The sequence below is a fragment of the Polaromonas sp. YR568 genome, assembly GCF_943369415.1.
Taxonomy (GTDB): domain Bacteria; phylum Pseudomonadota; class Gammaproteobacteria; order Burkholderiales; family Burkholderiaceae_C; genus Polaromonas.
In genome coordinates, this window is sequence record NZ_CALRNF020000013.1 from 17,112 (window position 1) to 43,257 (window position 26,146).

Below are 26,146 nucleotides of genomic sequence, written 5' to 3' on the forward strand. Positions count from 1 at the left end.
TTGCCAGACCGCAGGCGCAGCGGCCCCCTCGGGGGGCAGGAAGCGACACGCAGTGCGCGATCGTGGGGGCCACATATCTAGATCAGTTTCACCAGTTGCTTGCCGAAGTTCTTGCCTTTGAGAAGACCCAGGAAAGCTTCTGGCGCGGCCTCAATCCCCTGCGCCACGGTTTCACGCGGGCGCAGCTTGCCGGTGCCGACCAGCGCGCCGAGTTCTTTGAGCGCTTCGGGCCAGACTTCCATGTGCTCGCTGACGATAAAACCCTGCAGCTTGAGGCGGTTGGTGAGGATGAGCGCCGGATAAGCCAGCGGCATGGGCCGGCCGTCGTAGCCGGCGATCATGCCGCACAGCGCGATGCGGCCGAAGGCCTTCATGCGCGGCAGCACGGCGTCCAGCACCATGCCGCCAACATTTTCAAAATAGCCGTCCACACCGTCGGGGCAGGCGTCGCGCAAGGCCTTCGACAGTGAAGCCGCGTCGGCATGCTGCTTGTAGTCGATACAGGCGTCAAAGCCGAGTTCGTCGACCGCATATTTACATTTGTCGGGCCCGCCCGCGATGCCGACGGTGCGGCAGCCGCGCGCTTTCGACAGCGCGGCAAAGGCACTGCCCACGGCGCCCGTGGCGGCGCTGACCACCATGGTCTGGCCGGCTTTCGGCTCAATGATTTTGACCAGGCCGTACCAGGCGGTGACGCCCGGCATGCCGACCGCGCCCAGGTAATGCGACAGCGGCACGTGGGTGGTGTCGACCTTGCGCAAAGCTCCGGGCTGCTCGGCGTTGACCACGCTGAACTCCTGCCAGCCGCCCATGCCGACCACCTTGTCGCCGGGCTGGAATTTGGGCGAGCGGCTTTCCACCACCTCGCCGGCCGTGCCGCCAATCATGACCTGGCCCAGCGGCTGCGGCGCGGCATAACTTTTGGTGTCGTTCATGCGGCCGCGCATGTAGGGGTCCAGGCTCAGGTAGTGGTGGCGCACCAGCACCTGGCCGTCCTCCAGCGGCGGCGTGTCGCTGGAGACCAGCATGAAGTTGCTTGCGGTGGCCTCGCCGGTGGGCCGGTTGTCGAGGAGGATTTGCTGGTTGATGGGCATGCTTGTCTCCTGGTGTGTATGGGATGCCGCGGCTGCGGCGGGATGCGGGTGTCAGTCCGTGGAAATCGCGCCGCCCGATGCCGGCGTACCGGCGGCGGGCTTGCGTTTGACGTACTTGAAGGTGCCGGTTGAATGCGCGCAGGCCTGGCCTTGCGCGTCGTAGAGCGTGGCTTCGGTGAACGCCATGGTCGCGGTGCGGTGCATGAGCCGGCCCCTGGCCGTGAGCCGGCTGCCGTCGCCCGGCGCCGGCCGCATGAAGCTGGTCTTCATCTCGATGGTGACCACGCCCGCGTCTTTCTGCACGCTGCGCGCGGCCGTCGCCATGGTCACGTCCAGCAGCGTCATGATGGCGCCGCCGTGCGTGACGGCGAAGGAGTTGAGGTGCTCGGGCTTGGGCGCATAGCCGATGGCCGAGGCGCCGCCCTCGAACAGCTCGAGCGCAAAGCCAAGGTGGTTGACGAAGGGGATGTCGGCGCCGAAGTCCATTAGCTCTTCCCAGCCCATCTCGGCTTAACCGCCGGTTACTACGGACACGCCGCCATCGACGGCCAGCCACTGGCCCGTGATGTGCTTGCCGGCATCCGACGCGTAGAGCACGCACAGGCCCTTCAAATCCTCGTCGTCGCCCAGGCGGCCCAGCGGCGCATGCGAGGCGAGTTTTTCCTCGCCCAGCGCTTTCAGCGTGCCGACGGTCATGCGGCTCGGGAAAAAGCCCGGGCAGATGGCGTTGACGGTGATGTTGTACTTGCCCCATTCGCAGCCCAGCGCGCGCGTGAAGTTGACGACGGCGCCCTTGGAGGTGTTGTAGGCCACGGTGGTCATCTCGCGCGGGTTGCCGCCCAGGCCGGCGATGGAGGCCACGTTGATGATGCGGCCGGACTTGCGGGCGATCATGCTGTGCTTGGCGATGTGCTGGCTCAGGATGAAGTAGCCGCGGATGTTGAGGTTCATGACCTTGTCCCAGGCTTCGACCGGGTGGTCTTCGGCGGGCGCGCCCCAGGCGGCGCCGGCGTTGTTGACCAGGATGTCGACGTGGCCCAGGCGCTTGATGGACTCATCGGCCAGCGCGCGAATGTCTTCCTCTTTGGAGCAGTCGGCGGCGATCCAGTCGACGTCGATGCCGGCGGCCTTGAGCTCGGCGGCGGACTCGATCAGGTCTTCGGCCTTGCGCGAGCTCAGGATGATTTTGGCGCCGGCCTCGCCCAGCGCCTGGGCCAGTTGCAGGCCCAGGCCGCGCGAGCCGCCGGTCACGAGGGCGGTCTTGCCTTTGAGGTCAAACAGTTGCTGGATGGTACGGGTCATGGGCGGTCTCCTGGTGTGTTGTCATCGTGCCCGCCTTGCGCTGCATGCGCGGCATTGGCGAGGATGATGGGGTGGGATTGAGGGGGATTGTCGGGCAGCCGCAGCTGCGATGTTCACTTGCTCTGGATGCGTAAGGCCTCGCCATGTTGGCACAAGATGGGGCGGCTTTTGGCCTGGGCTGTCGTCGTGGCGACTTCGAACGGGAGCCGGCCTAGGACCCCACGTTGATGCGGGAGCGCACGTAGATCAGCACAAAACCTATCGCCGCAATGATGCCGCCAATAACCACCATGGACCAGCCTATGGCATCGTCCAGGCGTTCCATCGACAGGCCCAGCACCAAAATCAGCAGCCCGCCGTAGATCAGCACCCAGATCAGGGCCTGCAGGCGCGCAATGTTCTTGTTGGACACAGGGTCGGCGGACGGTTTGAAAAATGACACTAAAAAGCCTCCTCGGGCAGGTCGGCGCAGGTCAGGTCGCGGGTTTCAACCACTTTGAGCCAGGCGTCGATCTTCGGTAATTCGTAATGATAAAAGTAGCGCATGGCCCCCATTCTTCCCGCCTGCGGCGCATCCTGCGGCAAGGAAAGACCGGCCAGCGCCACGTCCAGCCAGATCCACGCCAGTACGGTGTGGCCGAAGGCCTGCATATAGGGTACCGCATTGGCCAGGGCCTCGCCCGGCTCGCCCGTGGCCCACGCGGCCTTGGTGGCGCTGCCCACGTGCTGCAGCGCCTTGCCCAGGGCGTTGGCGTGCACCGCCAGTTCGGGCCGCTGTATGGCTTTTTCAATCGTGGCGTTGATGCGCGCTGCCAGCAATTGCAGCCCCCTGCCCCCTTCCATCAGCACCTTGCGGCCCAGCAGGTCCATGGCCTGGATGCCGTGCGTGCCTTCATGGATCATGTTCAGGCGGTTGTCGCGCCAGTACTGCTCCACCGGGAAGTCGCGCGTGTAGCCGTAGCCGCCGTGCACCTGGATGGCCAGGGAATTGGCCTCCAGGCACCATTCGCTGGGCCAGCTTTTTGCAATCGGCGTCAGCACCTCAAGCAGCAGGCGCGCATCGTCGGCGGCCTGCGTGTCGCCGGTGTGGTGCTCGTCGACCAGGCGCGCGCAGTACAGCTCCAGCGCCAGCGCGCCTTCGCAGTACGCTTTTTGCGCCAGCAGCATGCGCTTGACGTCGGCGTGCTCGATGATGCGTATTTGCGGCCGGGAGGCATCCTTGCCGCCCACGCCCACCGGCCGGCCCTGCGGCCGGTTTTTGGCGTAATCGAGGCTGGCGTAATAACCCGCCATGCCCAGCATGGTGGCGGCCGTGCCCACACCTATGCGCGCCTCGTTCATCATGTGGAACATGCAGCGCAGGCCTTCATGCGGCTTGCCGACCAGGTAGCCGACGGCGCCGGCCTGGCCGTCCACCGGGTATTTGCCTTCGCCGAAATTGAGCAGCGTGTTGGTGGTGCCGCGCCAGCCCAGCTTGTGGTTCAGGCCGGCCAGCGCCACGTCGTTGCGCACGCCGGTGAGTTCGCCCCGCGGATTGACCATCTTCTTGGGCACGATGAACAGCGAGATGCCGCGCGTGCCGGCGATCAGCTTGCCGTCCGGCCCCGGTATTTTGGCCAGCACCAGGTGGATGATGTTGTCGGTCAGCTCATGCTCGCCGGCCGAAATCCACATCTTGTTGCCCTTGAGGCGGTAGCGCGCACCCAGCGGGTCGGCCTCAAAGCCTTCGCCGTCGGGCACCGCGCGCGTGGTCACGTCGCTCAGCGAGGAGCCGGCCTGCGGTTCGGACAAACACATGGTGCCCGAGAAGCGGCCCGAGAATTCGTTTTTGGCGAAGACCTCTTTTTGCGCTTCCGTGCCGTGCACCATCAGCAGGTTGGCATTGCCGGTGGTGAGCAGGCCCGAGCCAATGCTGACGGAGGCCATCGCAAAGAAAGCATTGGCCGCGGCCTCCACCGTGTAGGGCAGCTGCATGCCGCCGACTTCATAGTCCTGCGCGGCGCTGAGCATGCCGGAAGCCGCGTAGGCCTTCTGCGCGTCATGCGTGGCCTGCGGCAGGATGACTTTTTCGCCGTCGAAATGCGGCTCCTGCGTGTCCACGATGCGGTTGAAAGGCGCGTATTTTTCGCGCGCGATGCGCTCGCAGGTGTCGAACACCGCGTCAAAGGTTTCGCGCGAATGGTCGGCGAAGCGCGCGCGCTGGTTCAGCGATTCGGCGTCCAGCCAGTGGTAAAGCAGGAAGTCGAGGGTGGGCCGCAGGCTCATGACGGCCTCCCGGGTGCACGGCAAGACGGCAAGGCAGGAAACGCCTGCCCTTTCTGAAGGAGCAGGGTTTCATTCATGGTGCTCGCCCGATTTAGAGGACTTCGAAAATACCGGCCGCGCCCATGCCGCCGCCAATGCACATGGTCACGCAGACGCGTTTGGCGCCTCGGCGCTTGCCTTCGATCAGCGCGTGGCCTGTCAGGCGCTGGCCGGTCACGCCGTAGGGGTGGCCGACGGCAATCGCGCCGCCGTTGACGTTGAGCTTGTCCATGGGAATGCCCAGCTTGTCGGCGCAGTACAGCACCTGCACGGCGAAGGCTTCGTTGAGTTCCCACAGGTCGATGTCGCTGATCTTCAGGCCCAGCTTGGCGAGAACCTTTGGAATGGCGAAGACCGGGCCAATGCCCATTTCGTCGGGCTCGCAGCCGGCGACGGCAAAGCCGAGGAAGCGGCCCAGGGGCTTGAGGCCCTTCTTTTCCGCCACGGTTTCATGCATGACCACCACGGCGCCGCCGCCGTCGGAGAACTGGCTGGCATTGCCGGCCGCGATGACGCCGCCGGGAATGGCCGGCTTGATGCCGCTGATGCCTTCCTTTGTCGTGCCTTCGCGTATGCCTTCGTCCTTGCTGACGGTGACCTGTTTGGTGGAGAGGCCCATGACCTTGTCGGCCACGCCGGCCGTCACGGTGATGGGTGCGATTTCGGCTTCAAACAGGCCCGCGGCCAGCGCGGCCGTGGCTTTTTGCTGGCTCAGTGCGCCGTATTCGTCCATGCGGTCGCGCGAGATGTTGTAGCGCTTGGCGACCTGCTCGGCCGTCTGCAGCATGTTCCAGTAGATCTCGGGCTTGTTCTTGGCCAGCCAGGTATCGGCCAGCATGTGGGTGTTCATTTCCTGCTGCACGCAGGAGATGCTTTCGACGCCGCCGGCCACGTAGATGTCGGCTTCGCCGGCGATCACGCGCTGGGCCGCGGTGGCAATCGTCTGCAGGCCGGAGGAGCAGAAACGGTTGATGGTCATGCCCGACACGGTGACCGGGCAGCCGGCGCGCAGCGCGATCTGGCGCGCGATGTTGGCGCCGGTGGCGCCCTCGGGGTTGGCACAGCCCATGATGACGTCATCGACCTCGCCAGCCTCGATGCCGGCGCGCTGGATGGCGTGCTCGACGGCGTGGCCGCCCAGGGTGGCGCCGTGCGTCATGTTGAAGGAGCCCTTCCAGCTTTTGGCCAGGGGGGTGCGTGCGGTGGAAACAATGACTGCTGAGCTCATGAAATTCTCCGGAATCTGGGACGTTGATCTGTGCGGTGCGCTGGGTTCAGGTGGACTGGTTGAAGGTCTTGCCTTCAGCCGCAAGCCTGGCCAGCAAGGGCGCGGGCTTCCAGAACTTCGCATCGTCCAGCGGGTTCTGGGCAAAGCGGTTCATGCTCTGCACCACGTTGAAGAGGCCGACCTGGTCGGCGTACAGCATGGGGCCGCCGCGGTAGACCGGGAAGCCGTAGCCCATGATGTAGACCATGTCGATGTCGCTGGCCTTGGAGGCGATGCCCTCCTCCAGGATGTGCGCGGCCTCGTTGACCAGCGAATACACCAGGCGCTGCACGATTTCCTCGTCGGAGATCTTGCGCGGCGTGATGCCCAGGCTCTTGCGGTGGTCCTCGATCATCTTGACGACTTCGGCGTTCGGGATCGCGTCGCGCTTGCCGGGCACGTAGTCGTACCAGCCGGCGCCGGTCTTCTGGCCGAAGCGGCCTTTTTCGCAGAGCAGGTCGGCCGTCTTGCTGTACTTCATGTCCGGCTTTTCGGTGTAGCGGCGCTTGCGGATGGCCCAGCCGATGTCGTTGCCGGCCAGGTCGCCCATGCGGAAAGGGCCCATGGCGAAGCCGAATTTCTCGATGGCCTTGTCGACCTGCTCGGGTGTGCAGCCCTCGTCGAGCAGGAAACCGCCCTGGCGGCCGTACTGCTCGATCATGCGGTTGCCGATAAAGCCGTCGCAGACGCCGGAGACCACGGCCGTCTTCTTGATCTTCTTGCCCATCGCCATCACGGTGGCCAGCACGTCCTTGCCGGTCTTGGCGCCGCGCACCACTTCCAGCAGCTTCATCACGTTGGCGGGGCTGAAGAAATGCAGTCCCACCACGTCTTGCGGGCGCTTGGTGAAGTCGGCGATTTTGTTGACGTCGAGTGTGGAGGTGTTGGAGGCCAGGATGGCGCCCGGCTTCATCACGCGGTCCAGTTCCTTGAAGACTTTTTCCTTGACGCCCATCTCTTCAAACACGGCCTCGATCACCAGATCGGCGTCTTTCAGGTCGTCGTAGCTCAGCGTGGTGCTGAGCAGGCCCATGCGCTGCTCGTATTTGTCTTCCTTGAGCTTGCCCTTCTTGACCTGGGATTCGTAGTTCTTCCTGATGATGCCCAGACCCTTGTCCAGCGCTTCCTGCTTCATTTCCAGGATCTTGACGGGGATGCCGGCGTTCAGGAAGTTCATGGCGATGCCGCCGCCCATGGTGCCCGCGCCTATGACGGCGACGGACTTGATCTCGCGCTTGGGCGTGTCTTCCGGCACGTCCGGGATCTTGGAGGCGGCACGCTCGGCCATGAAGATGTGGCGCAACGCGCGGCTTTCGGGCGTCCACATCAGGTTGATGAAGAGCTCGCGCTCAAAGGCCAGGCCATCCTCGAACTTCTTCTTGGTGGCGGCTTCCACGGCGTCCACGCACTTGAGCGGCGCGGGGAAGTTCTTGGCCATGCCCTTGACCATGTTGCGGGCGAACTGGAAGTAGGCGTCGCCGTTGGGGTGCTTGGCGCGCAGGTCGCGCACCAGCGGCAGCGGCCGGGTGTCCGAAATCGACTGCGCAAACGCCAGGGCTTCCTGGGCCAGCGATTCGGGCGAGGCGGAGAGCTTGTCGAACAGCTTCTGGCCGGGGATTTGCGCGAGCAGTTCGCTCTTGACGGGCTCGCCGCTGACGATCATGTTCAGGGCCGGCTCGACGCCCAGAACGCGCGGCAGGCGCTGCGTGCCGCCGGCGCCGGGCACCAGGCCCAGCTTGACTTCCGGCAGGGCCACGCTGGTGCCGGGCGCGGCGATGCGGTAGTGGCAACCCAGCGCCAGTTCCAGGCCGCCGCCCATGCAGACGGAATGGATGGCCGCGACCACGGGCTTGGACGAGTTTTCGACCACGCGGATCACGCTGTGCAGGTTGGGCTCGGAGAGCGCCTTGGGGGTGCCGAATTCCTTGATGTCGGCGCCGCCCGAAAAAGCCTTGCCGGCACCGGTGATCACGATGGCCTTGACGGCCGCATCGGCATTGGCCTTCTGGATGTTGTCGGTCAGGCTCAGGCGCGTGGCGTGGCCCAGGCCGTTGACGGGCGGGTTGCTCAGCGTGATGAGCGCGACGGGGCCGTGGACTTCGTAAAGGGTGGTCATTGCGTGCTTCTTTCCTTGGATGGGAGTTTCAGTTTTTGCTTGTCTCGGCTGGCGCTGCGGCCCGGCTGTATCTATGGCGGCCGTAAAAAAGTACGACCGTTCTTTTTCCATTGTAGGGGGCGTTTGTGACGGCACAAGGCCCCGGATGGGCTGTTCAGTCTATTTTTGTCCCTGCGGTGACATCCCAGGGCAATCTAAACAGGGTTTTACACCTCCAGCCACTCTTTCCGGATGTAGGTGTCGGCCCGCAGGCTGTCGGGCGTGCCGTCAAACACGATGCTGCCGTGGCCCATGACCAGCGCGCGGTCGGAGATTGCCATGGCGATCGTCAGCTTCTGCTCGATCAGCAGCACCGAAATGCCCTTGGCCTTCAGCGTCTGCAGATACTGCCCCACCAGTTCAACGATCTTGGGCGCCAGGCCTTCGGTGGGCTCGTCGATGATGATGAGGTCCGGGTCGCCCATCAGCGTGCGGCACAGCGTGAGCATCTGCTGCTCGCCGCCCGAGAGCACGCCGGCTTCGGTGTGCTGGCGTTCGCGCAGCCTAGGGAACATCTGGTACATGTCCTCGAAGGACCAGCGCGAGCCCTTGCCGGATCCTTTCTGGCCCAGCAGCAGGTTCTGGTGCACGGTGAGCTTGGGGAAGATGTCGCGGTTCTCGGGCACGTAGCCGATTCCCAGGTGGGCGATCTGGTAGGCCTTCTTGCCGACGATTTCCTGTTTTTTCCAGAGGATGGAGCCTTTGCAGTCGACCAGGCCCATGATGGCCTTGGCCGTGGTGGAGCGCCCCGAGCCGTTGCGGCCCAGCAAGGCGACGATCTGGCCGGGCTGCACGTCGAAATGCACGCCATGCAAGACGTGGCTTTTGCCGTAGAAGGCGTGGAGGTTTTGTATGTGCAGCATCACAGGACTCCGACGGGCCGCCCCGAGGAGGCCGACGCCCCCTTGGGGGGCAGAGAGGACACGAAGTGCCGAACGTGGGGGCTCATGGTCTACCACCTCCATGTGCCTGGGCATCGGCTACCGAGGAGCCGAGATAGGCCTCCTGCACGCGCTGGTCGGCGCGCACGGCTTCCGGCGTGTCGTAGGCAATGATTTCGCCGTAGACCACGACGGCGATCTTGTCGGCCAGGCCAAACACTACGCCCATGTCGTGCTCTACCGTCAACAGCGTCTTGCCCACGGTGACTTCCTTGATCAGGCTGATGAAACGGCTGGTCTCAGAGCGGCTCATGCCGGCCGTGGGTTCGTCCAGCAGGATGACGCTGGCGCCGCCGGCGATGGTGATGCCGATTTCCAGCGCGCGCTGCTCGGCGTAAGTCAGGTTGATGGCCAGCACGTCGCGCTTTTTGTCGAGCTTGATCATGGCCATCAGCTGCTCGGCCCGCTCATTGGCGTCGTCCAGGTCGGCCAGGAAGCGCAGGAAGGTGTACTTGTAGCCCAGGCTCCACAGCACGCCGCAGCGCAGGTTTTCAAACACGCTGAGCTTGGGAAAGATGTTGGTGATCTGGAAGCTGCGCGACAAACCCAGCCGGTTGATTTCAAACGGCTTTTTACCGTCTATGCGCTGGCCGTTGAGCAGCACCTGGCCGCTGGTGGGTTCAAAGCGGCCGCTGATGAGGTTGAACAGTGTCGATTTGCCCGCGCCGTTGGGGCCGATGATGGCGACGCGCTCGCCGGCCTGCACCTTCAGGTTGGTGCCGCGGATGATTTCGGTCTTGCCGAAGCTTTTGCGCAGGTCTTTGAGTTCAAGGGAACAGGATGCCTCGCTCATGCCAGTTCCCTCCGCTTGATTTCTTTCTCGATGTCATTCTGGATCTCGCCCCATTGCATGAGGAATTGGCGCCGCGTGAGTTCAAACAGGCCGAGGCCGGTCAGCAGCACAAAACCCGCGCCCAGCCAGTTGTTGAGGTTGGTGGCGTTGAGCCGCACGCCCATGAAGGCCAGCTCGGGGCCCAGTGCCGCGTTGAGCTGCAGGTGGTAAATCATCTCCACCATGGCGGCCGCGCCGGCCAGCGCGGTGAGCGCCGTGACGGCCATGCCCAGGTAGCCCACCCACAATTCCTTGAGCCTGCCGAAGGAGGCCACGCGCAGGTTCATCATGATCAGGCTGGCGATGCCGCCGGGCGCGTACATCACCATGAAGAGGAAGATCAGGCCCACGTAGAGCAGCCAGGCCATGGAGAGCTCCGATAGCAAAATCAGCGCCAGCACCAGCAGGCCGGCGCCGATGATGGGGCCGAAGAAAAAGGTCGCCCCGCCCAGGAAGGTGAACAGCAGCAGGCTGCCCGAACGCACGCCGCTGACGACCTCGGCCGTGACGATTTCCGAGTTGATGGCGGCCAGCCCGCCGCCTATGCCGGCGAAAAATCCGGCGATGATGAAGGCGTAGTAGCGCACGCGCTGGGTGTTGTAGCCGATGAACTCCACACGCTCGGGGTTGTCGCGCACGGCGTTCAAAATGCGGCCCAGCGGCGTGCGCGTGAAGGCGAACATCGCGGCGGTGCAGACAAAGCAGTACACCGCGATCAGGTAATAGACCTGGATCTGCGGGCCGAAGCTGATGCCGAAGACCGGCTTGCCGTAGGCCCGGTTGGTGGTGATGCCGCCCTCCCCGCCGAAGAACTCGGGGAACATCAGCGACATGGCGAACACCAACTCGCCCACGCCCAGCGTGATCATGGCAAAGGTGGTGCCGGCCTTCTTGGTTGTGACGTAACCGAAAAGCACGGCAAAGAGCAGGCCCGAGAGACCCCCCACCAGCGGGATCAGCGGCAGCGGGATGTAGAAGGTGCCCTTGGCGGCCAGGTTCATCGCATGCACGGCCAGGAAGGAGCCCAGCCCGGCATAGACCGCATGGCCGAAACTGAGCATGCCGCCCTGCCCCAGCAGGATGTTGTAGCTCAGGCAGATGATGACCAGGTAGCCGGCCTGCGACAGCATGGTGAGCGCCAGGCTGCTTTTGAACATCATGGGCGCGACGATGAGCAGCAGCGCGTACAGCGACCACAGCACCCAGCGGCCGACGTTATAGGGTTTGAATTGGTAGTAGGCAGTGGTCATTGTTGGAACTCCGCCGGGCCGCCCCAAGGAGGCCGCGGCCCCCTCGGGGGGCAGTGCAGCGGCAACGCCGCAAACGTGGGGGTAAACATTTTTCATCCTTCCCGCGTACCGAGCAGGCCCTTGGGCCGGAAGATCAGGATCAGCACCAGGAACAGGAATGGCAGTATGGGCGCCACCTGCGAAATCGTGAGCTTGAGCAGCGGGTAGCCGAAGGTCTCGGGCGTCACGGTGTAGCTGAATTTGGCCAGCAATGTCATCAGCGACTGGTCCATCGCCACCGCGAAGGTCTGGATCAGGCCTATCAGCAGCGAGGCCAGGAAGGCGCCGCTGAGCGACCCCATGCCGCCCACCACCACGACCACAAAGATGATGGCACCCACGGAGCCGGCCATGGCCGGCTCCGTGACGAAAGTGTTGCCGCCTATGACGCCGGCCAGGCCCGCCAGCGCCGCGCCGCCGCCGAAGACCAGCATGAAGACGCGCGGCACGTTGTGGCCCAGCGCCTCCACCGTTTCAGGATGGGTCAGTGCCGCCTGGATGACCAGGCCTATGCGCGTGCGTGTCAGCAGCAGCCAGATGCCGGCCAGCATGGCGAGCGAGATGAACATGATGAAGGCGCGCGACTTGGGGAAGTTCGTGCCGAACACGGTGAAGAGCGGGCCCTGCAGGCCTTCGGGCAGCACGTAGTTGACGGCCGAGCGGCCCCACACCAGTTGCACCAGTTCCAGCAACAGGTAGGACAGGCCGAAGGTGATCAGCAGCTCGGGCACGTGGCCGAACTTGTGCACCCTGCGCAGGCAAAAGCGCTCGAAGGCGGCGCCGATCACAAACACCAGCAGCGGCGCCACCAGCAGCGACCACCAGAAGCCTATGACCTGCGAGGTGCTGTAGGCAATGTAGGCCCCGACCATGTAGAAGGACGCGTGCGCGAAATTGAGCACGCCCATCATGCTGAAGATCAGCGTCAGGCCCGAGCTCAGCATGAACAGCAGCAAGCCGTAGCTCAGGCCGTTGAGCAGGGAGATGGTGAAAAATTCCAAATTCATCAATACCGCCTGAAGCTGGAAGAAAAACGGACACAGGCAGGGAAGCTGCCGATATAAAGAAAAAGGCCCGAGGATTGGTCGGGCCTTCGCCGGGTGGGCGCCTCAGCGCATCAGCCCGGGCGTTTCATCTGGCACGAGGTCGGCGTGCTGGCCACATAGGGCTCATAGTATTTGACCGGCACAAAGGTGTAGCCCGTGTTCTCGGCATCGTAAGGGTATTTGCCGCCGGCTTTTTCCCACTTGTCGATGTAGAGGCCCTGCTGCAGCTGGTGGTCGGTCTTGCGCATCTCGACGTCGCCGTTGAAGCTCTTGAAACGCAGGCCTTCCATGGCCTTGGCCACCGCGGCCGGCTCGGTCGACCTGGTCTGGGCCATGGCCTCAATCAGGATGGTGAAGGCGTGGTAGATCGCGCCGGTGTAGAAGTCGTCGTTGAACTTCTTCTTGTACTCGGCCTGGATCTGCTGGATTTCGCCGCCCATGTTGAGGTGGTTGTAGGCCACCATGTAGACACGGCCCGCGGAGGCCGCGCCCAGCGCGGTGGGGGTGCCGGTGACGCCGCCGTAGTAGGTGTAGAACTTGACGTTGTTCAGGCCCGCCTCGTTGGCGGCCTTCACCAGCAGCGAAAGGTCGGAGCCCCAGTTGCCGGTGATCACGGTGTCGGCGCCCGACTGCTTGATCTTGGCGATGTAGGGCGCGAAGTCGCGCACCTGCGCCAGCGGGTGCAGGTCTTCGCCGACGATCTGGATGTCGGGCCGTTTGCTGGCCAGGTTGGCCTTGGCGAACTTGGCGACCTGCTGGCCGTGCGAGTAGTTCTGGTTGATCAGGTAGACCTTCTTGATGTCCGGCTGCTCCTTCATGAAGGCCGTGAGGGCTTCCATCTTCATGGAGGTGTCGGCATCCAGGCGGAAGTGCCAGTATTCGCACTTGCTGTTGGTGAGGTCGGGGTCCACCGCTGCGTAGTTGAGGTAGACGACTTCCTTGCCGGGATTGCGTTCGTTGTACTTGGACAGCGCGTCCATGATGGCCAGCGCCGGGCCCGAGCCGTTGCCCTGCACCACGTAACGAGCGCCCTGGTCGATGGCGGACTTCAGCGCGTTGGTGGTTTCCTGCGGGCTCAGCTTGTTGTCGATGCCGATGATCTCGAACTTCACGCCGGCCTTGTTCTTTTTGCTGAACTGCTCGGCGAGGAACTGGAAGCCCTTGAGCTGGTTGGTGCCAACGGCGGCCATCAAGCCGGACAGCGGATCCAGCCAGGCGATCTTGACCGTCTGGTTCAGGTTGACGGCGCCGCCGCCGGCGGCGGGCGCAGCGACTGCGGCTTTGGCCGGTGCGGCGGCCTTGGCGGGCGCCTGGGCCAGCGTCACGCCGCTGTAGAGCATGGCGGACACCGCCAGGGCGACGCCTGCATGCCTTGCGAAAAATCGGTTCTGGGTTGTCATCCCTTGTCTCCTGAAAATTGTATGAATTGGGCGGTGAATCCGCGGGGGAACCGGGCAAAGGTTAGGGTAAAAAATGCTGCACTGCGTCAGGGAATGCCCTAGCGCCATGTCACGGATGTGACCAGAGCTGGGGCCCCCACGTTCGTTCACTGCGTGTAACTCTCTGCCCCCCGAGGGGGCGCTGCGCCTGCGGCCCGGCAAAGCCGGTTCCGCGGCCCCGCCTGATAAAGAGGAGCGTGCGCACTTTTGTTTTACTGCTGTGGCAGTTTGTAGTCCTTGAGCATCTCGCGCAGACGGGTTTTGAGCATCTTGCCGGTGGCGCCCAGCGGGATGGCGTCGACGAAGACGACGTCGTCGGGGATCTGCCATTTCGCGGTCTTGCCGTCGTAGAAGTGGAGCAGTTCGTCGCGCGTGACGTCCATGCCCGGCTTTTTGACCACCGCGACGATGGGGCGCTCATCCCACTTGGGATGGGCCACGCCTATGCAGGCGGCCATGGCCACGGCCGGGTGGGCAACGGCGATGTTCTCGACGTCGATGGAGCTGATCCATTCGCCGCCGGACTTGATGACGTCCTTGCTGCGGTCGGTGATCTGCAAATAACCGTCGGGGTCTATGGTGCCGACGTCACCCGTGGGGAACCAGCCGTCCACCAGCGGGTCGCCGCCTTCGCCCTTGAAGTATTCGCGCACGATCCACGGCCCTTTGACATAGAGGTCGCCGAAGACCTTGCCGTCCCAGGGCAGTTCCTTGCCGTCCGCATCGACGATCTTCATGTCAACGCCGTAGATGGCGCGCCCCTGCTTGAGGCGTATCTTCATTTTTTCCGCTTCCGGCAGCGCGTCATGCTTGTTCTTGAGCGTGCACAGCGTGCCCAGCGGGCTCATCTCTGTCATGCCCCAGGCGTGCAGCACTTCCACGCCGTAGTCTTCGCGGAAGGCGTGGATCATGGCCGGCGGGCAGGCCGAGCCGCCTATGACGGTGCGTTTCAGCGTCGAGAACTTCAGGCCCCCGGGCTTCATGTGGGTCAGCAGCATCTGCCAGACGGTGGGCACGCCGGCCGCGTAGGTGACCTTCTCGGCCTCGATCAATTCGTAAATAGACTTGCCGTCCAGCGCCGGGCCCGGGAACACGAGCTTGGCACCGGTGAGCGCGGCCGAATACGGAATGCCCCAGGCGTTGACGTGGAACATGGGCACGACCGGCAGGATGGCGTCGCGCGCGGAAATGCTCATGACGTCGGGTAGCGCGGCGGCATAGGCATGCAGCGTGCTGGAACGGTGGCTGTACAGCGCAGCCTTGGGGTTGCCCGTGGTGCCGCTGGTGTAGCACATGCTCGAAGCGGTGTTCTCGTCAAAGGTAGGCCAGGCGTAATCGGCGTTTTGCGTGCCTATCCAGCTTTCATAGCTTTGCAGGTTAGGGACGCCAGAATCGGCCGGCAGCTTGTCGGCGTCGCACAGCGCGATGTAGTGCTTGATGGTGGGGCACCGGGCGTGCACGGCCTGCACCAGCGGCAGAAAGCTCAGGTCGAAGCACAGCACCTGGTCTTCGGCGTGGTTGGCGATCCAGGCGATCTGGTCGGGGTGCAGGCGCGGGTTGATGGTGTGCAGCACGCGGCCCGAGCCGCTCACGCCGTAATAAAGCTCCAGGTGGCGGTAGCCGTTCCAGGCCAGCGTGGCGACCCGGTCGCTGAAGGCGAGCTTCAGGCCGTCCAGCGATTTGGCGACGCGGCGGGCCCGCTGGCCCAGGTCTTTATACGTATAGCGATGGATGTCGCCTTCGACCCGGCGGGAGACGATTTCCGCGTCGCTGTGGTGGCGTTCCGCGAATTCGATCAAACCGGAAATCAGCAGTGGCTGGCTTTGCATTAACCCGAGCATCAAGAGTCTCCATTGTTTTTAAGTAAACATCCGCAAGCGGCCCATCATGCCGCAGTGCGGCAGCACGGTCATGCGGGATTGCCCGTGAATCCGCAGGCCCATGTCAGGTAGGGGACAATTTGCGCCATGACCTCCGCAAACCTTTCCGCACCGGACGCCACCGGAACCGGTGACGCCCTGCCCTGGCGCAACAGCTTCGCCCAACTGGGCGAGAGCTTCTTCACGCGGCTGCAGGCGCAAGCCCTGCCCGATCCTTACTGGGTCGGCCGCAACCGCGGCATGGCACGCGAGCTGGGCCTGCAGGCCGAATGGTTTGAATCCCGGGCCGCGCTGGAGGCCTTTACGGGCAACCAGGTCCTGCCGGGCTCCGACCCGCTGGCCAGCGTCTACAGCGGCCACCAGTTCGGCGTCTGGGCCGGGCAACTCGGCGACGGCCGCGCCCTGCTGCTGGGCGAGATAGACACGCCGAGCGGGCCGCAGGAAATCCAGCTCAAGGGCGCGGGCAAAACCCCCTACTCCCGCATGGGCGACGGCCGGGCCGTGCTGCGCAGCTCCATCCGCGAATTTTTGTGCTCCGAGGCCATGCACGGCCTGGGCATCCCCACCACGCGGGCGCTGTGCGTCACGGGCTCCGACGCGCCGGTGCGGCGCGAAGAGATCGAGACCGCCGCCGTGGTGGCGCGCACCTCGCCCAGCTTCATACGCTTCGGCCACTTCGAGCACTTCAGCTACACCGGCCAGCATGAGCAGCTCAAGACGCTGGCCGACTACGCCATAGACCGCTTCTACCCCGCTTGCCGCGAGGCGCCGCAGCCCTATGCGGCCCTGCTGGAAGCCGTCAGCGCGCGCACGGCCCACCTGATGGCGGGCTGGCAGGCCGTGGGCTTTTGCCACGGCGTGATGAACACCGACAACATGAGCATCCTGGGTCTGACCATAGACTACGGCCCCTTCCAGTTCCTGGACGCCTTCGACCCCGGCCACGTCTGCAACCATTCGGACACCCAGGGCCGCTACGCCTACAACCGGCAGCCCAATATGGCCTACTGGAACCTGTTCTGCCTGGGGCAGGCGCTGCTGCCGCTGATCGAAGACCAGGAACAGGCGCTGGCGGCACTGGAGCCCTACAAAACCCTCTTCCCCGACGCCCTGCAGGCCCGCATGCGCGGCAAGCTGGGCCTGGCGGACGAGCAGCCCGAGGACAAGGTCCTGGTGGACAACACCTTCAAGCTGCTGGCCTCCAACAAGGTGGACTACAGCATCTTCTGGCGCCGCCTGAACGGTTTCACGGCGCAAAGCGGCCATGAGCCGGTGCGCGACCTGTTTTTCGACCGTGAATCCTTCAATGCATGGGCGCTGCAGTATTCGCAGCGGCTCGCCGGCGTGGACCAGGGCCTGCGGGCTGGTTTGATGCAAAAGAACAACCCGAAATTCGTGCTGCGCAACCATTTGGGCGAAGAAGCCATACGTGCCGCGAAACTAAAAGACTTTTCCGGTGTCGATACCTTGCTTGCCCTGTTGCAGGCCCCATTTGAAGAGCATCCCGGCCATGACAGCTTTGCCGGTTTCCCGCCCGACTGGGCTTCATCGATTGAAATCAGTTGCAGTTCGTAACACCTAACCCAGGACATGGAACATGAGCGCCAAGATCCAGAAAACCGACGCCGAATGGAAAGCCCTGCTGGCCGAAAAAGGCGCCGAGCCGGCCGCCTTTGAAGTCACCCGCCACGCCGCTACCGAGCGCCCTTACACCGGCAAATACGAAGCCGTCTGGGCCGACGGCAGCTACCACTGCATCTGCTGCGGCGCCAAACTGTTCGAGTCGGAAACCAAATTCGACGCGGGCTGCGGCTGGCCCAGCTTTTCCGAGGAAGCTGTGCCCGGCGCCATCGAGGAGATCGTGGACCGCAAGCACGGCATGGTGCGCACCGAAACCGTGTGCGGTAGCTGCGGCGCGCATCTGGGCCATGTGTTTCCGGATGGCCCCACGCCAACCGGTTTGCGTTACTGCATGAATTCCGCCTCCCTCGACTTCAAACCAAAATAATGCCCCCACGGTCGCTCACTTCGTGTAAGCCTGCGGCTTCTCCCTGCCCCTTTCATCACGAAAGGGGCCGCTGCGCCTGCGGCCCGGCAAAGCCGGTTCCGCGGTCCCTGCTTGGCTTGAATGCAGCGGGCCTTTTCAATAACGACCCCGTGTAGCGCGACCGCGATAATCAGCACATGAAAATTCTTTTCGACTTTTTGCCCATCGTTTTGTTTTTCGGCATGTTCAAGTACGCCGAAGGCCACAAGGAATGGGCCGCCTCCACCGCCACCGACTGGCTGGGTTTTATGGTTTCCGGCGGCGTGGTGGGCCCTTCCGAAGCCCCCGTCCTGCTGGCCACCGTGGTGGTGATCGTCGCCACACTGGCGCAAATCCTCTGGCTCAAGGCGCGCGGCAAAAAGGTCGACACCATGCTGTGGATCAGCCTGGGCCTGGTCACCGTGCTGGGCGGCGCGACGATTTATTTCCACAGCGAGGCCTTCATCAAATGGAAGCCCACGGTGCTGTACTGGGTCATGGGCAGCGCGCTGCTGATCGGCCAGCTGGTCTTCAGGAAAAACGGCATCAAGTCCATCATGGGCGCGCAGATGGCCCTGCCCGATTCGATCTGGCGCGTGGTCAACCTCAGCTGGGTCGGCTTTTTTGCCGTGATGGGCGTGCTCAACCTGTGGGTGGCCTTCAACTTCCCCACCGCCACCTGGGTCAACTTCAAGCTGTTCGGCGGCCTGGGCCTGATGCTGGTGTTCGTGCTGGTGCAGGCGGTGTACCTCAACAAGCACATCAAACCGGGCACCACGCCATGATCGCCGGCGTTTCCAGCGCCCTGCCCGTGCGCACCCGGGAGATTGAGCAGCAGCTCCAGGCCAGGCTTCAACCCACCAGGCTGGAGGTGCTGGACGAAAGCGCGGCCCACGCCGGGCATTCGGGCGCCAATGCCGAAGGCTTCGGCACCCACTTCCGCATCCGCATCGCAAGCCCGCTCTTTACCGGCATGACCCGGGTGGCGCGCCACCGGCTTGTGTATGATGCACTGCAAAATTTCATTGACCAGGGCCTGCATGCCCTGGCGATCGAGATCATCGAATCGCCCTGACATCCGCCGCAATCCAATCCCGGCACCCGGGGCGGCAACCAGCCAATCAACCATTTTCCGCAAGCATCACAAAGAAGCTGACAAGCTTTCATCAAAAGGACTGCAAGACATCATGAAGAAACAATTTTTACTGGCTACCGCTGTTGCGGGCCTTCTGGCCTTTGGCGCCCAAGGCGTCATGGCGCAGAACGTCGCCATCGTCAACGGCAAGGCCGTGCCCAAGACGCGTCTGGACTCCCTGGCGCTGCAAGTCACCAAGTCGGGCCGGCCCGTGACGCCGGACATGGAAGCCCAGCTGCGCGAAGAAGTCATCGCGCGCGAGGTGTTCATGCAGGAAGCCGAGAAGCTGGGCCTGTCGACCAGCGAGGACGTGAAGATCCAGATGGAACTGGCACGCCAGACCATCCTGATCCGCGAACTGTTCGCCGACTACCAGAAGAAGAACCCGGTCACCGAAGAAGAGATGAAGGCCGAATACGACAAGTTTGCCGCGGCCAACGGCGGCAAGGAATACAAGGCGCGCCACATCCTGGTCGAGAAGGAAAGCGAAGCCAAGGACATCATCGCCAGCCTGAAAAAAGGCGGCAAGTTCGACGAGATCGCCAAGAAGAAATCCAAGGACCCCGGATCCGGCGCCAAGGGCGGCGACCTCGACTGGGCCAACCCCTCCAGCTACGTGCCTGAGTTCAGCGAAGCGCTGGGCAAACTCAGCAAGGGCCAGACCACCGAGACCCCGGTGAAAACCCAGTTCGGTTACCACGTCATCCGCGTGGACGACATCCGCACGGCGCAGCTGCCCTCGTATGAAGAAGTCAAACCGCAGATCGCCCAGCAGATGCAGCAGCAAAAGCTGGCCGCCTTCCAGGACGGCTTGCGCAAAAAAGCCAAGGTGGAATAAACACCTCCTCCACACGGCCTGGCTTGTCCCGCCGTGAAGCAAAAAAGCAGCCTTTTGGCTGCTTTTTTTGTTTGAGGCCTTCAATCCGACGGCAATTTGCGTCAATTGCTGATTGACGACGGCGGTTCGGACCGCTCCAATGGCTCACATCCAACAGGAGGTCCCATGTCCATTCGCCCTGCTTTTTCCGCTTTTTCCGCAATCCCCGCTCTTCTTTTACGAGGGCTGCTTCTCGCCGCAGCCCTGTTCAGCGCCACGCTGGCGGCGGCCCAGAACGGCAAGACCGAGGTGCTCTGGCTGGGCCAGGCGGCCACGCGCATCACCACGCCCACCGGCAAGGTCATCATGATCGACCCGTGGCTCACGTCCAACCCCAAGACGCCGGCCAACTTCCGCAATATCGAAGCGCTGGGCAAGGTGGACCTGATCCTGGTGACGCATGCGCACTTCGACCACTTCGCCGACGCGCCCGCGCTCGCCAGGCTGAACAACGCGCCCATGTACGGCCCCGCGGGCCTGAACCAGACGGTGACCACGCTGGGCATACTGCCCGCCGAACTGTCGCCCCGCTTCGGCAAGGGCGGCACCATCATGCCTTTCGGCCCCACCGGCGTGAAAATCACGGCCGTGCATGCCGAGCACTCTTCAGAGCTGGCCTACAAGAACCCCGCCACCGGCAAGGACGAAGTACAGCCCGGCGGTGAGCCGGTGGGCTTTATCCTGGAAATGGAAAACGGCTTCAAGATCTGGCACATGGGCGATACCGCCGTCTTCGGCGACATGCGGCTGATCGGCGACATGTACCGGCCCGACCTCGTGCTGATTCCCATTGGCGGCCATTTCGTGATGAACCCGGTGGATGCGGCCATGGCGGTGCGCGACATGATCCGGCCCCGCTTCGCGCTGCCCATCCATTACGGCACCACGCCCCAGCTGCGCGGCACACCTGCCGAGTTCAATGCCGCACTCGGCACCGCACCGGGCACAGCGCGCATGCTGGTCGTTGAGCCCGGCCAGAAGTTCGACTTCTGATGCGGCGCCTTCTTGTCCTCGGGGCGGCGGCGCTTGCAGCCACCGCCTTTCTTGCCGCCTGCGCGACCCGGCCCGCCGCACCCGTCGCCGAGCTCGCGCCTTCCGGCAAGCTCAAGGCCGCCATCAACTTCGGCAACCCCATCCTGGCGGTTCGCGCGCCGGACGGCTCGCCGCGCGGCGTCTCGGTGGACTTGTCCAACGAGCTCGGCAAACGCCTGGGCGTGCCGGTGGAGCTTGTCACCTTCAATTCGGCCGGCAAGGTGGTCGAAGCGGTCCGCGACGCGCAGGTGGACATCGCCTTTGTGGCGATAGACCCGGTGCGCGGCGCCGAAATGCTGCAGACGCCGGCCTACGTCATCATCGAAGGCGCCTACCTGGTGCGCAACGGTTCGCCGCTTCGGCGCAATGAAGAGGTGGACCAGGCGGCGAATCGCGTCGTGGTCGGCAACGGCAGCGCCTACGACCTCTACCTGACCCGTGAATTGAAGGCCGCGAAGCTGGTGAAGGCGCCGACCTCGCCGGCCGTGACCGACGTCATGGTCGCGCAGAACATCGAGGTGGCGGCCGGCGTCAAGCAGCAGCTGGAAGCCGACGCGAAGCGCGTGCCGGGCGTGCGCCTGCTGCCGGGGCGCTTCATGGTGATCAACCAGGCCATGGGCCTGCCCAAGGGCCGCGAGGCTGGCGCGCGCTACCTGACGGGTTTTGTCGAAGAGATGAAGGCTTCGGGCTTTGTGGCGGCAGCGCTGGCGCGCCACGGCATTGAGGGCGCGGCGGTTGCGCCGCCCAGCCGCTAAGGCCGGGAGGTCAATCCCGCCGCAAGGATTGCAGCATCTGGATCGCGGGTCCGTTGACCGCTGCAGCGTCGCCGTTGCTCAGGACGGTGAAACCCACCTGCAATTCACCGACCGCGACCATGCCCTGTGTCATGTTGCGGTATTCACCGGGTTTCGGCGCCTTGTCGGTGGCTGAGAAATAGGCGCCGAACAGGCCTTGGCCTGTCAGATCACGTACCGGAAGGTCTTTCTCGACGGCCTGCTCCTTGGCTTTCTGTGCCCCGGCTGCCACCATCGCCCGCAGGAAGTCCGGCGTCGGCGGCTTGGCGTCGGCGCTGAGCGGCCAGATCGGCGTGATCATGAGCTCGAAATTTTTTTCGGTGATGGACGAAAGGATGATGGTGGGCGGCAGGTCGGGCACCGCGCGCCGCACATGGCCCCGCCAGCCCACGGGAAGGGGGATGACCAGCGCCGCCCGCCCGGGCAGCGGCACGCGCATGTCGGCAGCCATCGCGCCGAAGGCGAGCAATCCGGACAAAGCGGCGATGAAGGCGCGCTTGAGCAATCGGTTCATGGACATCCCTCCGTTCTCGTTAGTTGATCAACCCACCCACTTTCGCGCGTTGTGCCAGAGGCTCATCCACGGGCTGCGTTCGCTGGCGTCGCCTGAAGTCCAGCTCTTCTGGATGTTGCGGAACACGCGCTCAGGGTGCGGCATCATGGCCGTGAAGCGGCCGTCGGCCGTGGTCACGGCCGTCAGGCCGCCGGCGCTGCCGTTGGGGTTGGCCGGGTAGGCTTCCGTGGGCTGGCCATGGTTGTCGGTGAAGCGCATCGCGGCGATGGCCTTGGCCGCATCGCCCCGGAAGGCGAAATTGGCATAACCCTCGCCGTGCGCGACCGCGATCGGCAGGCGGCTGCCGGCCATGCCCTGCAGGAAGATGCTGGGGGACTCCAGCACCTCGACCATGCTCAAGCGCGCCTCGAAGCGCTCGCTGCGGTTGGTGGTAAAGCGCGGCCAGGCCTCGGCGCCCGGGATGATGTCGGCCAGCTCGGCGAACATCTGGCAGCCGTTGCACACGCCCAGGCCGAAGGTGTCCTGGCGCGCGAAGAAGGCCTTGAACTCGTCGGAGAGCACGGGGTTAAAGGTGACCGAACGGGCCCAGCCTATGCCTGCGCCCAGCGTGTCGCCATAGCTGAAGCCGCCGCAGGCCACGATGCCCTTGAAGTCGGCCAGTTTGGCGCGGCCGGTCTGCAGGTCGGTCATGTGCACGTCGCAGGCTTCAAAACCGGCTTCGGTGAAGACATAAGCCATTTCCACATGCGAGTTGACCCCCTGCTCGCGCAGCACCGCCACGCGGGGACGCGCAGACAGGTTGAGCGCGGGTGCCGCCGGCACCTTGGCCGGGTCGAAAGTCAATTGCACATGCAGGCCCGGGTCGGCGGGGTTGCCGGCGGCAGCGTGTTCGGTGTTGGCGCAGTCGGGGTTGTCGCGCTGCTGGCAGATCTTCCAGCTGACGGAGTCCCAGACCTGGTGCAGGTCTTGCAATTTGGCAGAGAACACGGCCTTGGTGTCGCGCCAGACCTGTATCTCGCCCTTGCCGACTTCCAGCGACGCGTGCTGCGGGCGGGTCTTGCCGATGAAATGGCTGAATTTGGAGAGGCCGTGCTCGCGCAGGGTCTGCATGACCTCGTTGCGCGTGGCGGTCGCCACCTGGATGACGGCGCCCAGCTCTTCATTGAACAAGGCCTTCAGCGTGAGCTCTTCGCGGCGGGCGCCGACCTGGCTTGCCCAGTTCTTGCTGTCGCCGGTGTCCATGCGGCTGTCGGAAATGCCGTCGCCTTCGACCAGCAGCATGTCGATGTTGAGCGACACGCCCACGTTGCCGGCAAAACCCATCTCGCAGACCGCGGCGAACAGGCCGCCGTCGCTGCGGTCGTGGTAGGCCATGAGCTTGCCTTCCTTGCGCAGCGCATTGATGGCGTTGACGAGATTGACCAGGTCTTTGGGGTCGTCGAGGTCGGGCACTTCGCCCTCTTCCTTGTTGAGCGTCTGCGCGAGGATGGAGCCGCCCATGCGGTTCTGGCCCTTGCCCAGGTCGATCAGGATCAGCGTACTGTCGGCTTGCGCCGCGTCCAGCTGCGGCGTCAGCGTGCCGCGCACGTCGGGCAAGGTGGCAAAAGCGGTCACGATCAGCGAGACCGGCGAGGTGACTTTTTTGGCCGTATCGCCATCGCTCCACACCGTGCGCATGGACAGGGAGTCCTTGCCGACGGGAATCGACACGCCCAGCGCCGGGCACAGTTCCATGCCCACGGCCTTGACGGTTTCGTACAGCGCGGCATCCTGGCCGGGCTCGCCGCAGGCGGCCATCCAGTTGGCCGAGAGCTTGACGCGCGGCAACTCAATCGGCGCGGCCAGCAGGTTGGTGATGGCCTCGGCGACCGCCATGCGGCCGGAGGCTGCCGCATTGACGGTGGCCAGCGGCGTGCGTTCGCCCATGCTCATGGCCTCGCCGGCAAACCCGCTGTAGTCGGCCAGCGTGACGGCGCAATCGGCCACCGGCACCTGCCAGGGGCCGACCATCTGGTCGCGGTGCGTGAGGCCGCTCACGGTGCGGTCCCCAATGGTGATCAGGAAGCGCTTGGAGGCGACCGTGGGGTGGCTCAGCACGGCGATCGCGCTTTTTTGCAGGTCCACGCCGGTCAGGTCTATCGGCTTGATCGTGTGCTTGACGGTTTTCACGTCGCGGTGCATCTTGGGCGGCTTGCCCAGGAGCACATTCATGGGCATGTCCACGGGCGGGGCCGCGTCCTTGTCGGACAGCACCAGTTGCCTGTCTTCCGTCGCCACACCGATCACCGCAAACGGGCAACGCTCGCGTTCGCAAAAAGCCTGGAACTGCGGCAGCGATTCGGGCGCGATCGCCATCACGTAGCGCTCCTGGCTCTCGTTGCTCCAGATCTCCTTGGGCGAGAGGCCGCTTTCCTCCAGCGGCACGGCGCGCAGGTCGAATTTCGCGCCCCGTCCGGCGTCGTTGACGAGTTCCGGGAAGGCGTTGGACAGCCCGCCGGCGCCCACGTCGTGGATGGCCAGAATAGGATTGGCCGCGCCCAGCTGGGCGCACTGGTTGATGACTTCCTGGGCCCGGCGTTCGATTTCGGGGTTGCCGCGCTGCACCGAGTCGAAGTCGAGCTGGGCCGCGTTGGCGCCCGAGGCCATGGAGCTGGCCGCGCTGCCGCCCATGCCTATGCGCATGCCGGGGCCGCCGAGCTGGATCAGCAGCGTGCCGGCCGGGAACAGGATCTTTTTGGTCAGCGCCGCGTCAATCGTGCCGACGCCGCCCGCGATCATGATGGGCTTGTGGTAACCCCAGCGCTGGCCGCCCACGCTCTGCTCGTATTCGCGGAAATAGCCGGCCAGGTTGGGCCGGCCGAACTCGTTGTTGAAAGCCGCGCCGCCCAAGGGGCCTTCGGTCATGATCTGCAGCGGGCTGGCGATGTGTTCGGGCTTGCCATAGCCGCCATCAAACAGTTTGGAGACCGTAAAGCCGGTCAGGCCCGCCTTGGGCTTGGAGCCGCGGCCGGTCGCGCCCTCATCGCGGATTTCACCGCCCGCGCCGGTGGAGGCGCCCGGGAAAGGCGAAATTGCCGTCGGGTGGTTGTGCGTCTCGACCTTCATCAGCACGTGCATCTGCACGTCGTCGGTGGCGCTGTAAGTCTGCTGGCCGGTTGAGCCCGGTTTGGCGTAAAAACGCTGCGTTTTGTAGCCTTCCATGACGGAGGCGTTGTCCGAATAGGCCACCACCGTGTGCTGGGGGTGCAGCTTTTCGGTGTTACGGATCATGCCGAACAGGCTTTTGTCCTGTGCCACACCGTCAATCGTGAAGTCGGCGTTGAAAATCTTGTGGCGGCAGTGTTCGCTGTTGGCCTGGGCGAACATCATCAGCTCGACGTCGGTCGGGTTGCGCTTGAGCTGCGTGAAGGCGTTGACCAGGTAGTCGATCTCGTCGGCGGCCAGTGCCAAGCCGAACTCGGTGTTGGCTTTTTCGAGCGCGGCCTTGCCGCCGGCCAGCACGTCAATCGTCTGCAGGGGCGCGCCCTGCAGTTCGGTGAAGAGGCCCGCAGCTTCGGCGCGGTCGAACATCACGCTTTCGGTCATGCGGTCATGCAGCAGGCCGGCGACCTGTTCGCGCTGGGCGGCGCTCAGGGCCGTCTTGCTGAAAAACCCGGTTTTCAGCGTGACGCGGTATTCGGTGATGCGTTCGATGCGCTTGACGGCCAGGCCGCAGTTGTGGGCGATGTCCGTGGCCTTGGAAGCCCAGGGCGAAACGGTGCCGAAGCGCGGGGAAACGATGAACGCGAGGGCATCGCCCTCTTTGCCGGCGGCCGGCGGGCAGGGGTCGCCGTAGGTGAGCAGCGCCGCGAGCTGGGCCTTGGCGGCCTCTGAGGGCGGCGACTCGGTCGCCACCAGGTGCACAAAGCGGGCGCTGATGCCGACAATCTTGTCGTGGATGGCTTGCAGGCGGGGAAGGAGTTGCTGGACGCGGAAGTCGCTGAGGGCGCTGATCCCGTGGGGTTCGCCCTCAAAAGTCGTCAGGTGCAGGGTCACGGTAGCGGTGGCCTTGTAGTGGGAGGTGGGCAGCTCATGGCTGTTTGGGGGGTACGCGTTAACCCGTAATTTTATCAGTGACTGGGGCGCCGGCGGGCGGCCGTGCCGCCAAACACGGGCAGATTCACGCCCCATCCGGCCAAAGCCCCTTGCCCCCGTGCTGAAAATCCACGTGCCCGGGAGC

General features: G+C 64.3%; 22 protein-coding genes. 7 read left to right on the plus strand and 15 right to left on the minus strand.

Annotated elements, in window-relative coordinates; all coding sequences use genetic code 11:
* Positions 1-77 precede the first annotated feature (77 nt).
* From ACLV74_RS10160 to ACLV74_RS10220, 13 genes are all read right to left on the minus strand, one after another.
* A complete protein-coding gene (locus ACLV74_RS10160; protein ID WP_411879275.1) occupies positions 78-1,094 on the minus strand; it encodes an NADP-dependent oxidoreductase in 1,017 nt (338 codons plus the stop codon).
* A 51-nt stretch (positions 1,095-1,145) separates the two neighbouring features.
* On the minus strand, positions 1,146-1,580 hold the full coding sequence (locus ACLV74_RS10165; RefSeq protein ID WP_411879276.1) for a PaaI family thioesterase: 435 nt from the start codon (positions 1,578-1,580) through the stop codon (positions 1,146-1,148).
* Between the two features lie 24 nt (positions 1,581-1,604).
* On the minus strand, positions 1,605-2,396 hold the full coding sequence (locus ACLV74_RS10170; RefSeq protein ID WP_411879277.1) for an SDR family oxidoreductase: 792 nt from the start codon (positions 2,394-2,396) through the stop codon (positions 1,605-1,607).
* A gap of 211 nt (positions 2,397-2,607) precedes the next feature.
* Positions 2,608-2,838, minus strand: a complete 231-nt coding sequence (locus tag ACLV74_RS10175; protein WP_411879278.1) for a hypothetical protein — start codon at positions 2,836-2,838, stop codon at positions 2,608-2,610.
* Positions 2,838-4,661: an acyl-CoA dehydrogenase gene (locus tag ACLV74_RS10180; protein ID WP_411879279.1), complete on the minus strand. Its 1,824-nt coding sequence runs from the start codon at positions 4,659-4,661 to the stop codon at positions 2,838-2,840. The genes ACLV74_RS10175 and ACLV74_RS10180 overlap by 1 nt, the downstream gene beginning before the upstream one ends.
* 91 nt (positions 4,662-4,752) lie before the next feature.
* Positions 4,753-5,928, minus strand: coding sequence for an acetyl-CoA C-acyltransferase (locus ACLV74_RS10185; protein WP_411879280.1), 1,176 nt, complete (start codon positions 5,926-5,928; stop codon positions 4,753-4,755).
* 46 nt (positions 5,929-5,974) lie between these two features.
* The gene (locus ACLV74_RS10190) at positions 5,975-8,083 is read right to left on the minus strand and encodes a 3-hydroxyacyl-CoA dehydrogenase NAD-binding domain-containing protein (protein ID WP_411879281.1); all 2,109 of its coding nucleotides are present in this window, start codon (positions 8,081-8,083) and stop codon (positions 5,975-5,977) included.
* Positions 8,084-8,289: 206 nt separating this feature from the next.
* The gene (locus tag ACLV74_RS10195; RefSeq protein ID WP_411879282.1) at positions 8,290-8,985 is read right to left on the minus strand and encodes an ABC transporter ATP-binding protein; all 696 of its coding nucleotides are present in this window, start codon (positions 8,983-8,985) and stop codon (positions 8,290-8,292) included.
* Positions 8,986-9,067: 82 nt separating this feature from the next.
* Positions 9,068-9,856: an ABC transporter ATP-binding protein gene (locus ACLV74_RS10200; RefSeq protein WP_411879283.1), complete on the minus strand. Its 789-nt coding sequence runs from the start codon at positions 9,854-9,856 to the stop codon at positions 9,068-9,070.
* Positions 9,853-11,145: a branched-chain amino acid ABC transporter permease gene (locus ACLV74_RS10205; RefSeq protein WP_411879284.1), complete on the minus strand. Its 1,293-nt coding sequence runs from the start codon at positions 11,143-11,145 to the stop codon at positions 9,853-9,855. The genes ACLV74_RS10200 and ACLV74_RS10205 overlap by 4 nt, the downstream gene beginning before the upstream one ends.
* 92 nt (positions 11,146-11,237) lie before the next feature.
* Positions 11,238-12,191 carry a branched-chain amino acid ABC transporter permease gene (locus ACLV74_RS10210; RefSeq protein WP_411879285.1) on the minus strand — a complete coding sequence of 318 codons (954 nt, stop codon included), beginning with the start codon at positions 12,189-12,191 and terminating at the stop codon, positions 11,238-11,240.
* Between the two features lie 110 nt (positions 12,192-12,301).
* Positions 12,302-13,570 (minus strand): branched-chain amino acid ABC transporter substrate-binding protein, encoded by a 1,269-nt coding sequence (locus ACLV74_RS10215; protein ID WP_411879355.1) that lies wholly within the window; start codon positions 13,568-13,570, stop codon positions 12,302-12,304.
* Between the two features lie 311 nt (positions 13,571-13,881).
* The gene (locus ACLV74_RS10220) at positions 13,882-15,510 is read right to left on the minus strand and encodes a 3-(methylthio)propionyl-CoA ligase (RefSeq protein ID WP_411879286.1); all 1,629 of its coding nucleotides are present in this window, start codon (positions 15,508-15,510) and stop codon (positions 13,882-13,884) included.
* 126 nt (positions 15,511-15,636) lie between these two features.
* On the opposite strand from ACLV74_RS10220, the gene ACLV74_RS10225 reads away from it, so the two are divergent.
* The 7 genes from ACLV74_RS10225 (at position 15,637) to ACLV74_RS10255 (ending at position 21,374) form a co-directional block, all read left to right on the plus strand.
* Entirely contained in the window at positions 15,637-17,124 is a 1,488-nt protein-coding gene (locus ACLV74_RS10225; RefSeq protein ID WP_411879287.1) for a protein adenylyltransferase SelO, read from the plus strand.
* A gap of 22 nt (positions 17,125-17,146) precedes the next feature.
* Entirely contained in the window at positions 17,147-17,557 is a 411-nt protein-coding gene (msrB, locus tag ACLV74_RS10230) for a peptide-methionine (R)-S-oxide reductase MsrB (protein ID WP_411879288.1), read from the plus strand.
* A gap of 176 nt (positions 17,558-17,733) precedes the next feature.
* The gene (locus tag ACLV74_RS10235; protein ID WP_411879289.1) at positions 17,734-18,360 is read left to right on the plus strand and encodes a septation protein A; all 627 of its coding nucleotides are present in this window, start codon (positions 17,734-17,736) and stop codon (positions 18,358-18,360) included.
* Positions 18,357-18,650: a BolA family protein gene (locus ACLV74_RS10240; RefSeq protein WP_411879290.1), complete on the plus strand. Its 294-nt coding sequence runs from the start codon at positions 18,357-18,359 to the stop codon at positions 18,648-18,650. The genes ACLV74_RS10235 and ACLV74_RS10240 overlap by 4 nt, the downstream gene beginning before the upstream one ends.
* 112 nt (positions 18,651-18,762) lie before the next feature.
* The gene (locus ACLV74_RS10245) at positions 18,763-19,548 is read left to right on the plus strand and encodes a peptidyl-prolyl cis-trans isomerase (RefSeq protein WP_411879291.1); all 786 of its coding nucleotides are present in this window, start codon (positions 18,763-18,765) and stop codon (positions 19,546-19,548) included.
* A gap of 165 nt (positions 19,549-19,713) precedes the next feature.
* Positions 19,714-20,580: a metal-dependent hydrolase gene (locus ACLV74_RS10250; RefSeq protein ID WP_411879292.1), complete on the plus strand. Its 867-nt coding sequence runs from the start codon at positions 19,714-19,716 to the stop codon at positions 20,578-20,580.
* Positions 20,580-21,374, plus strand: coding sequence for an ABC transporter substrate-binding protein (locus ACLV74_RS10255; RefSeq protein WP_411879293.1), 795 nt, complete (start codon positions 20,580-20,582; stop codon positions 21,372-21,374). The genes ACLV74_RS10250 and ACLV74_RS10255 overlap by 1 nt, the downstream gene beginning before the upstream one ends.
* Before the next feature lie 10 nt (positions 21,375-21,384).
* Here ACLV74_RS10255 and ACLV74_RS10260 read toward each other — a convergent pair whose 3' ends face one another.
* Complete coding sequence (locus tag ACLV74_RS10260; RefSeq protein WP_411879294.1) at positions 21,385-21,918, minus strand: hypothetical protein; 534 nt, start codon at positions 21,916-21,918, stop codon at positions 21,385-21,387.
* Between the two features lie 36 nt (positions 21,919-21,954).
* On the minus strand, positions 21,955-25,962 hold the full coding sequence (purL, locus tag ACLV74_RS10265) for a phosphoribosylformylglycinamidine synthase (RefSeq protein ID WP_411879295.1): 4,008 nt from the start codon (positions 25,960-25,962) through the stop codon (positions 21,955-21,957).
* Between the last annotated feature and the right edge of the window lie 184 nt (positions 25,963-26,146).

Coding starts and splice junctions, on each gene's coding strand:
- ACLV74_RS10160 (WP_411879275.1), bottom strand. CDS start 1,094: ATGCCCATCAACCAGCAAATCCTCCTCGACAACCGGCCCACCGGCGAG.
- ACLV74_RS10165 (WP_411879276.1), bottom strand. CDS start 1,580: ATGGACTTCGGCGCCGACATCCCCTTCGTCAACCACCTTGGCTTTGCG.
- ACLV74_RS10170 (WP_411879277.1), bottom strand. CDS start 2,396: ATGACCCGTACCATCCAGCAACTGTTTGACCTCAAAGGCAAGACCGCC.
- ACLV74_RS10180 (WP_411879279.1), bottom strand. CDS start 4,661: ATGAGCCTGCGGCCCACCCTCGACTTCCTGCTTTACCACTGGCTGGAC.
- ACLV74_RS10185 (WP_411879280.1), bottom strand. CDS start 5,928: ATGAGCTCAGCAGTCATTGTTTCCACCGCACGCACCCCCCTGGCCAAA.
- ACLV74_RS10190 (WP_411879281.1), bottom strand. CDS start 8,083: ATGACCACCCTTTACGAAGTCCACGGCCCCGTCGCGCTCATCACGCTG.
- ACLV74_RS10195 (WP_411879282.1), bottom strand. CDS start 8,985: ATGCTGCACATACAAAACCTCCACGCCTTCTACGGCAAAAGCCACGTC.
- ACLV74_RS10200 (WP_411879283.1), bottom strand. CDS start 9,856: ATGAGCGAGGCATCCTGTTCCCTTGAACTCAAAGACCTGCGCAAAAGC.
- ACLV74_RS10205 (WP_411879284.1), bottom strand. CDS start 11,145: ATGACCACTGCCTACTACCAATTCAAACCCTATAACGTCGGCCGCTGG.
- ACLV74_RS10210 (WP_411879285.1), bottom strand. CDS start 12,191: ATGAATTTGGAATTTTTCACCATCTCCCTGCTCAACGGCCTGAGCTAC.
- ACLV74_RS10215 (WP_411879355.1), bottom strand. CDS start 13,570: ATGCTCTACAGCGGCGTGACGCTGGCCCAGGCGCCCGCCAAGGCCGCC.
- ACLV74_RS10220 (WP_411879286.1), bottom strand. CDS start 15,510: ATGCTCGGGTTAATGCAAAGCCAGCCACTGCTGATTTCCGGTTTGATC.
- ACLV74_RS10225 (WP_411879287.1), top strand. CDS start 15,637: ATGACCTCCGCAAACCTTTCCGCACCGGACGCCACCGGAACCGGTGAC.
- msrB (WP_411879288.1), top strand. CDS start 17,147: ATGAGCGCCAAGATCCAGAAAACCGACGCCGAATGGAAAGCCCTGCTG.
- ACLV74_RS10235 (WP_411879289.1), top strand. CDS start 17,734: ATGAAAATTCTTTTCGACTTTTTGCCCATCGTTTTGTTTTTCGGCATG.
- ACLV74_RS10240 (WP_411879290.1), top strand. CDS start 18,357: ATGATCGCCGGCGTTTCCAGCGCCCTGCCCGTGCGCACCCGGGAGATT.
- ACLV74_RS10245 (WP_411879291.1), top strand. CDS start 18,763: ATGAAGAAACAATTTTTACTGGCTACCGCTGTTGCGGGCCTTCTGGCC.
- ACLV74_RS10250 (WP_411879292.1), top strand. CDS start 19,714: ATGTCCATTCGCCCTGCTTTTTCCGCTTTTTCCGCAATCCCCGCTCTT.
- ACLV74_RS10255 (WP_411879293.1), top strand. CDS start 20,580: ATGCGGCGCCTTCTTGTCCTCGGGGCGGCGGCGCTTGCAGCCACCGCC.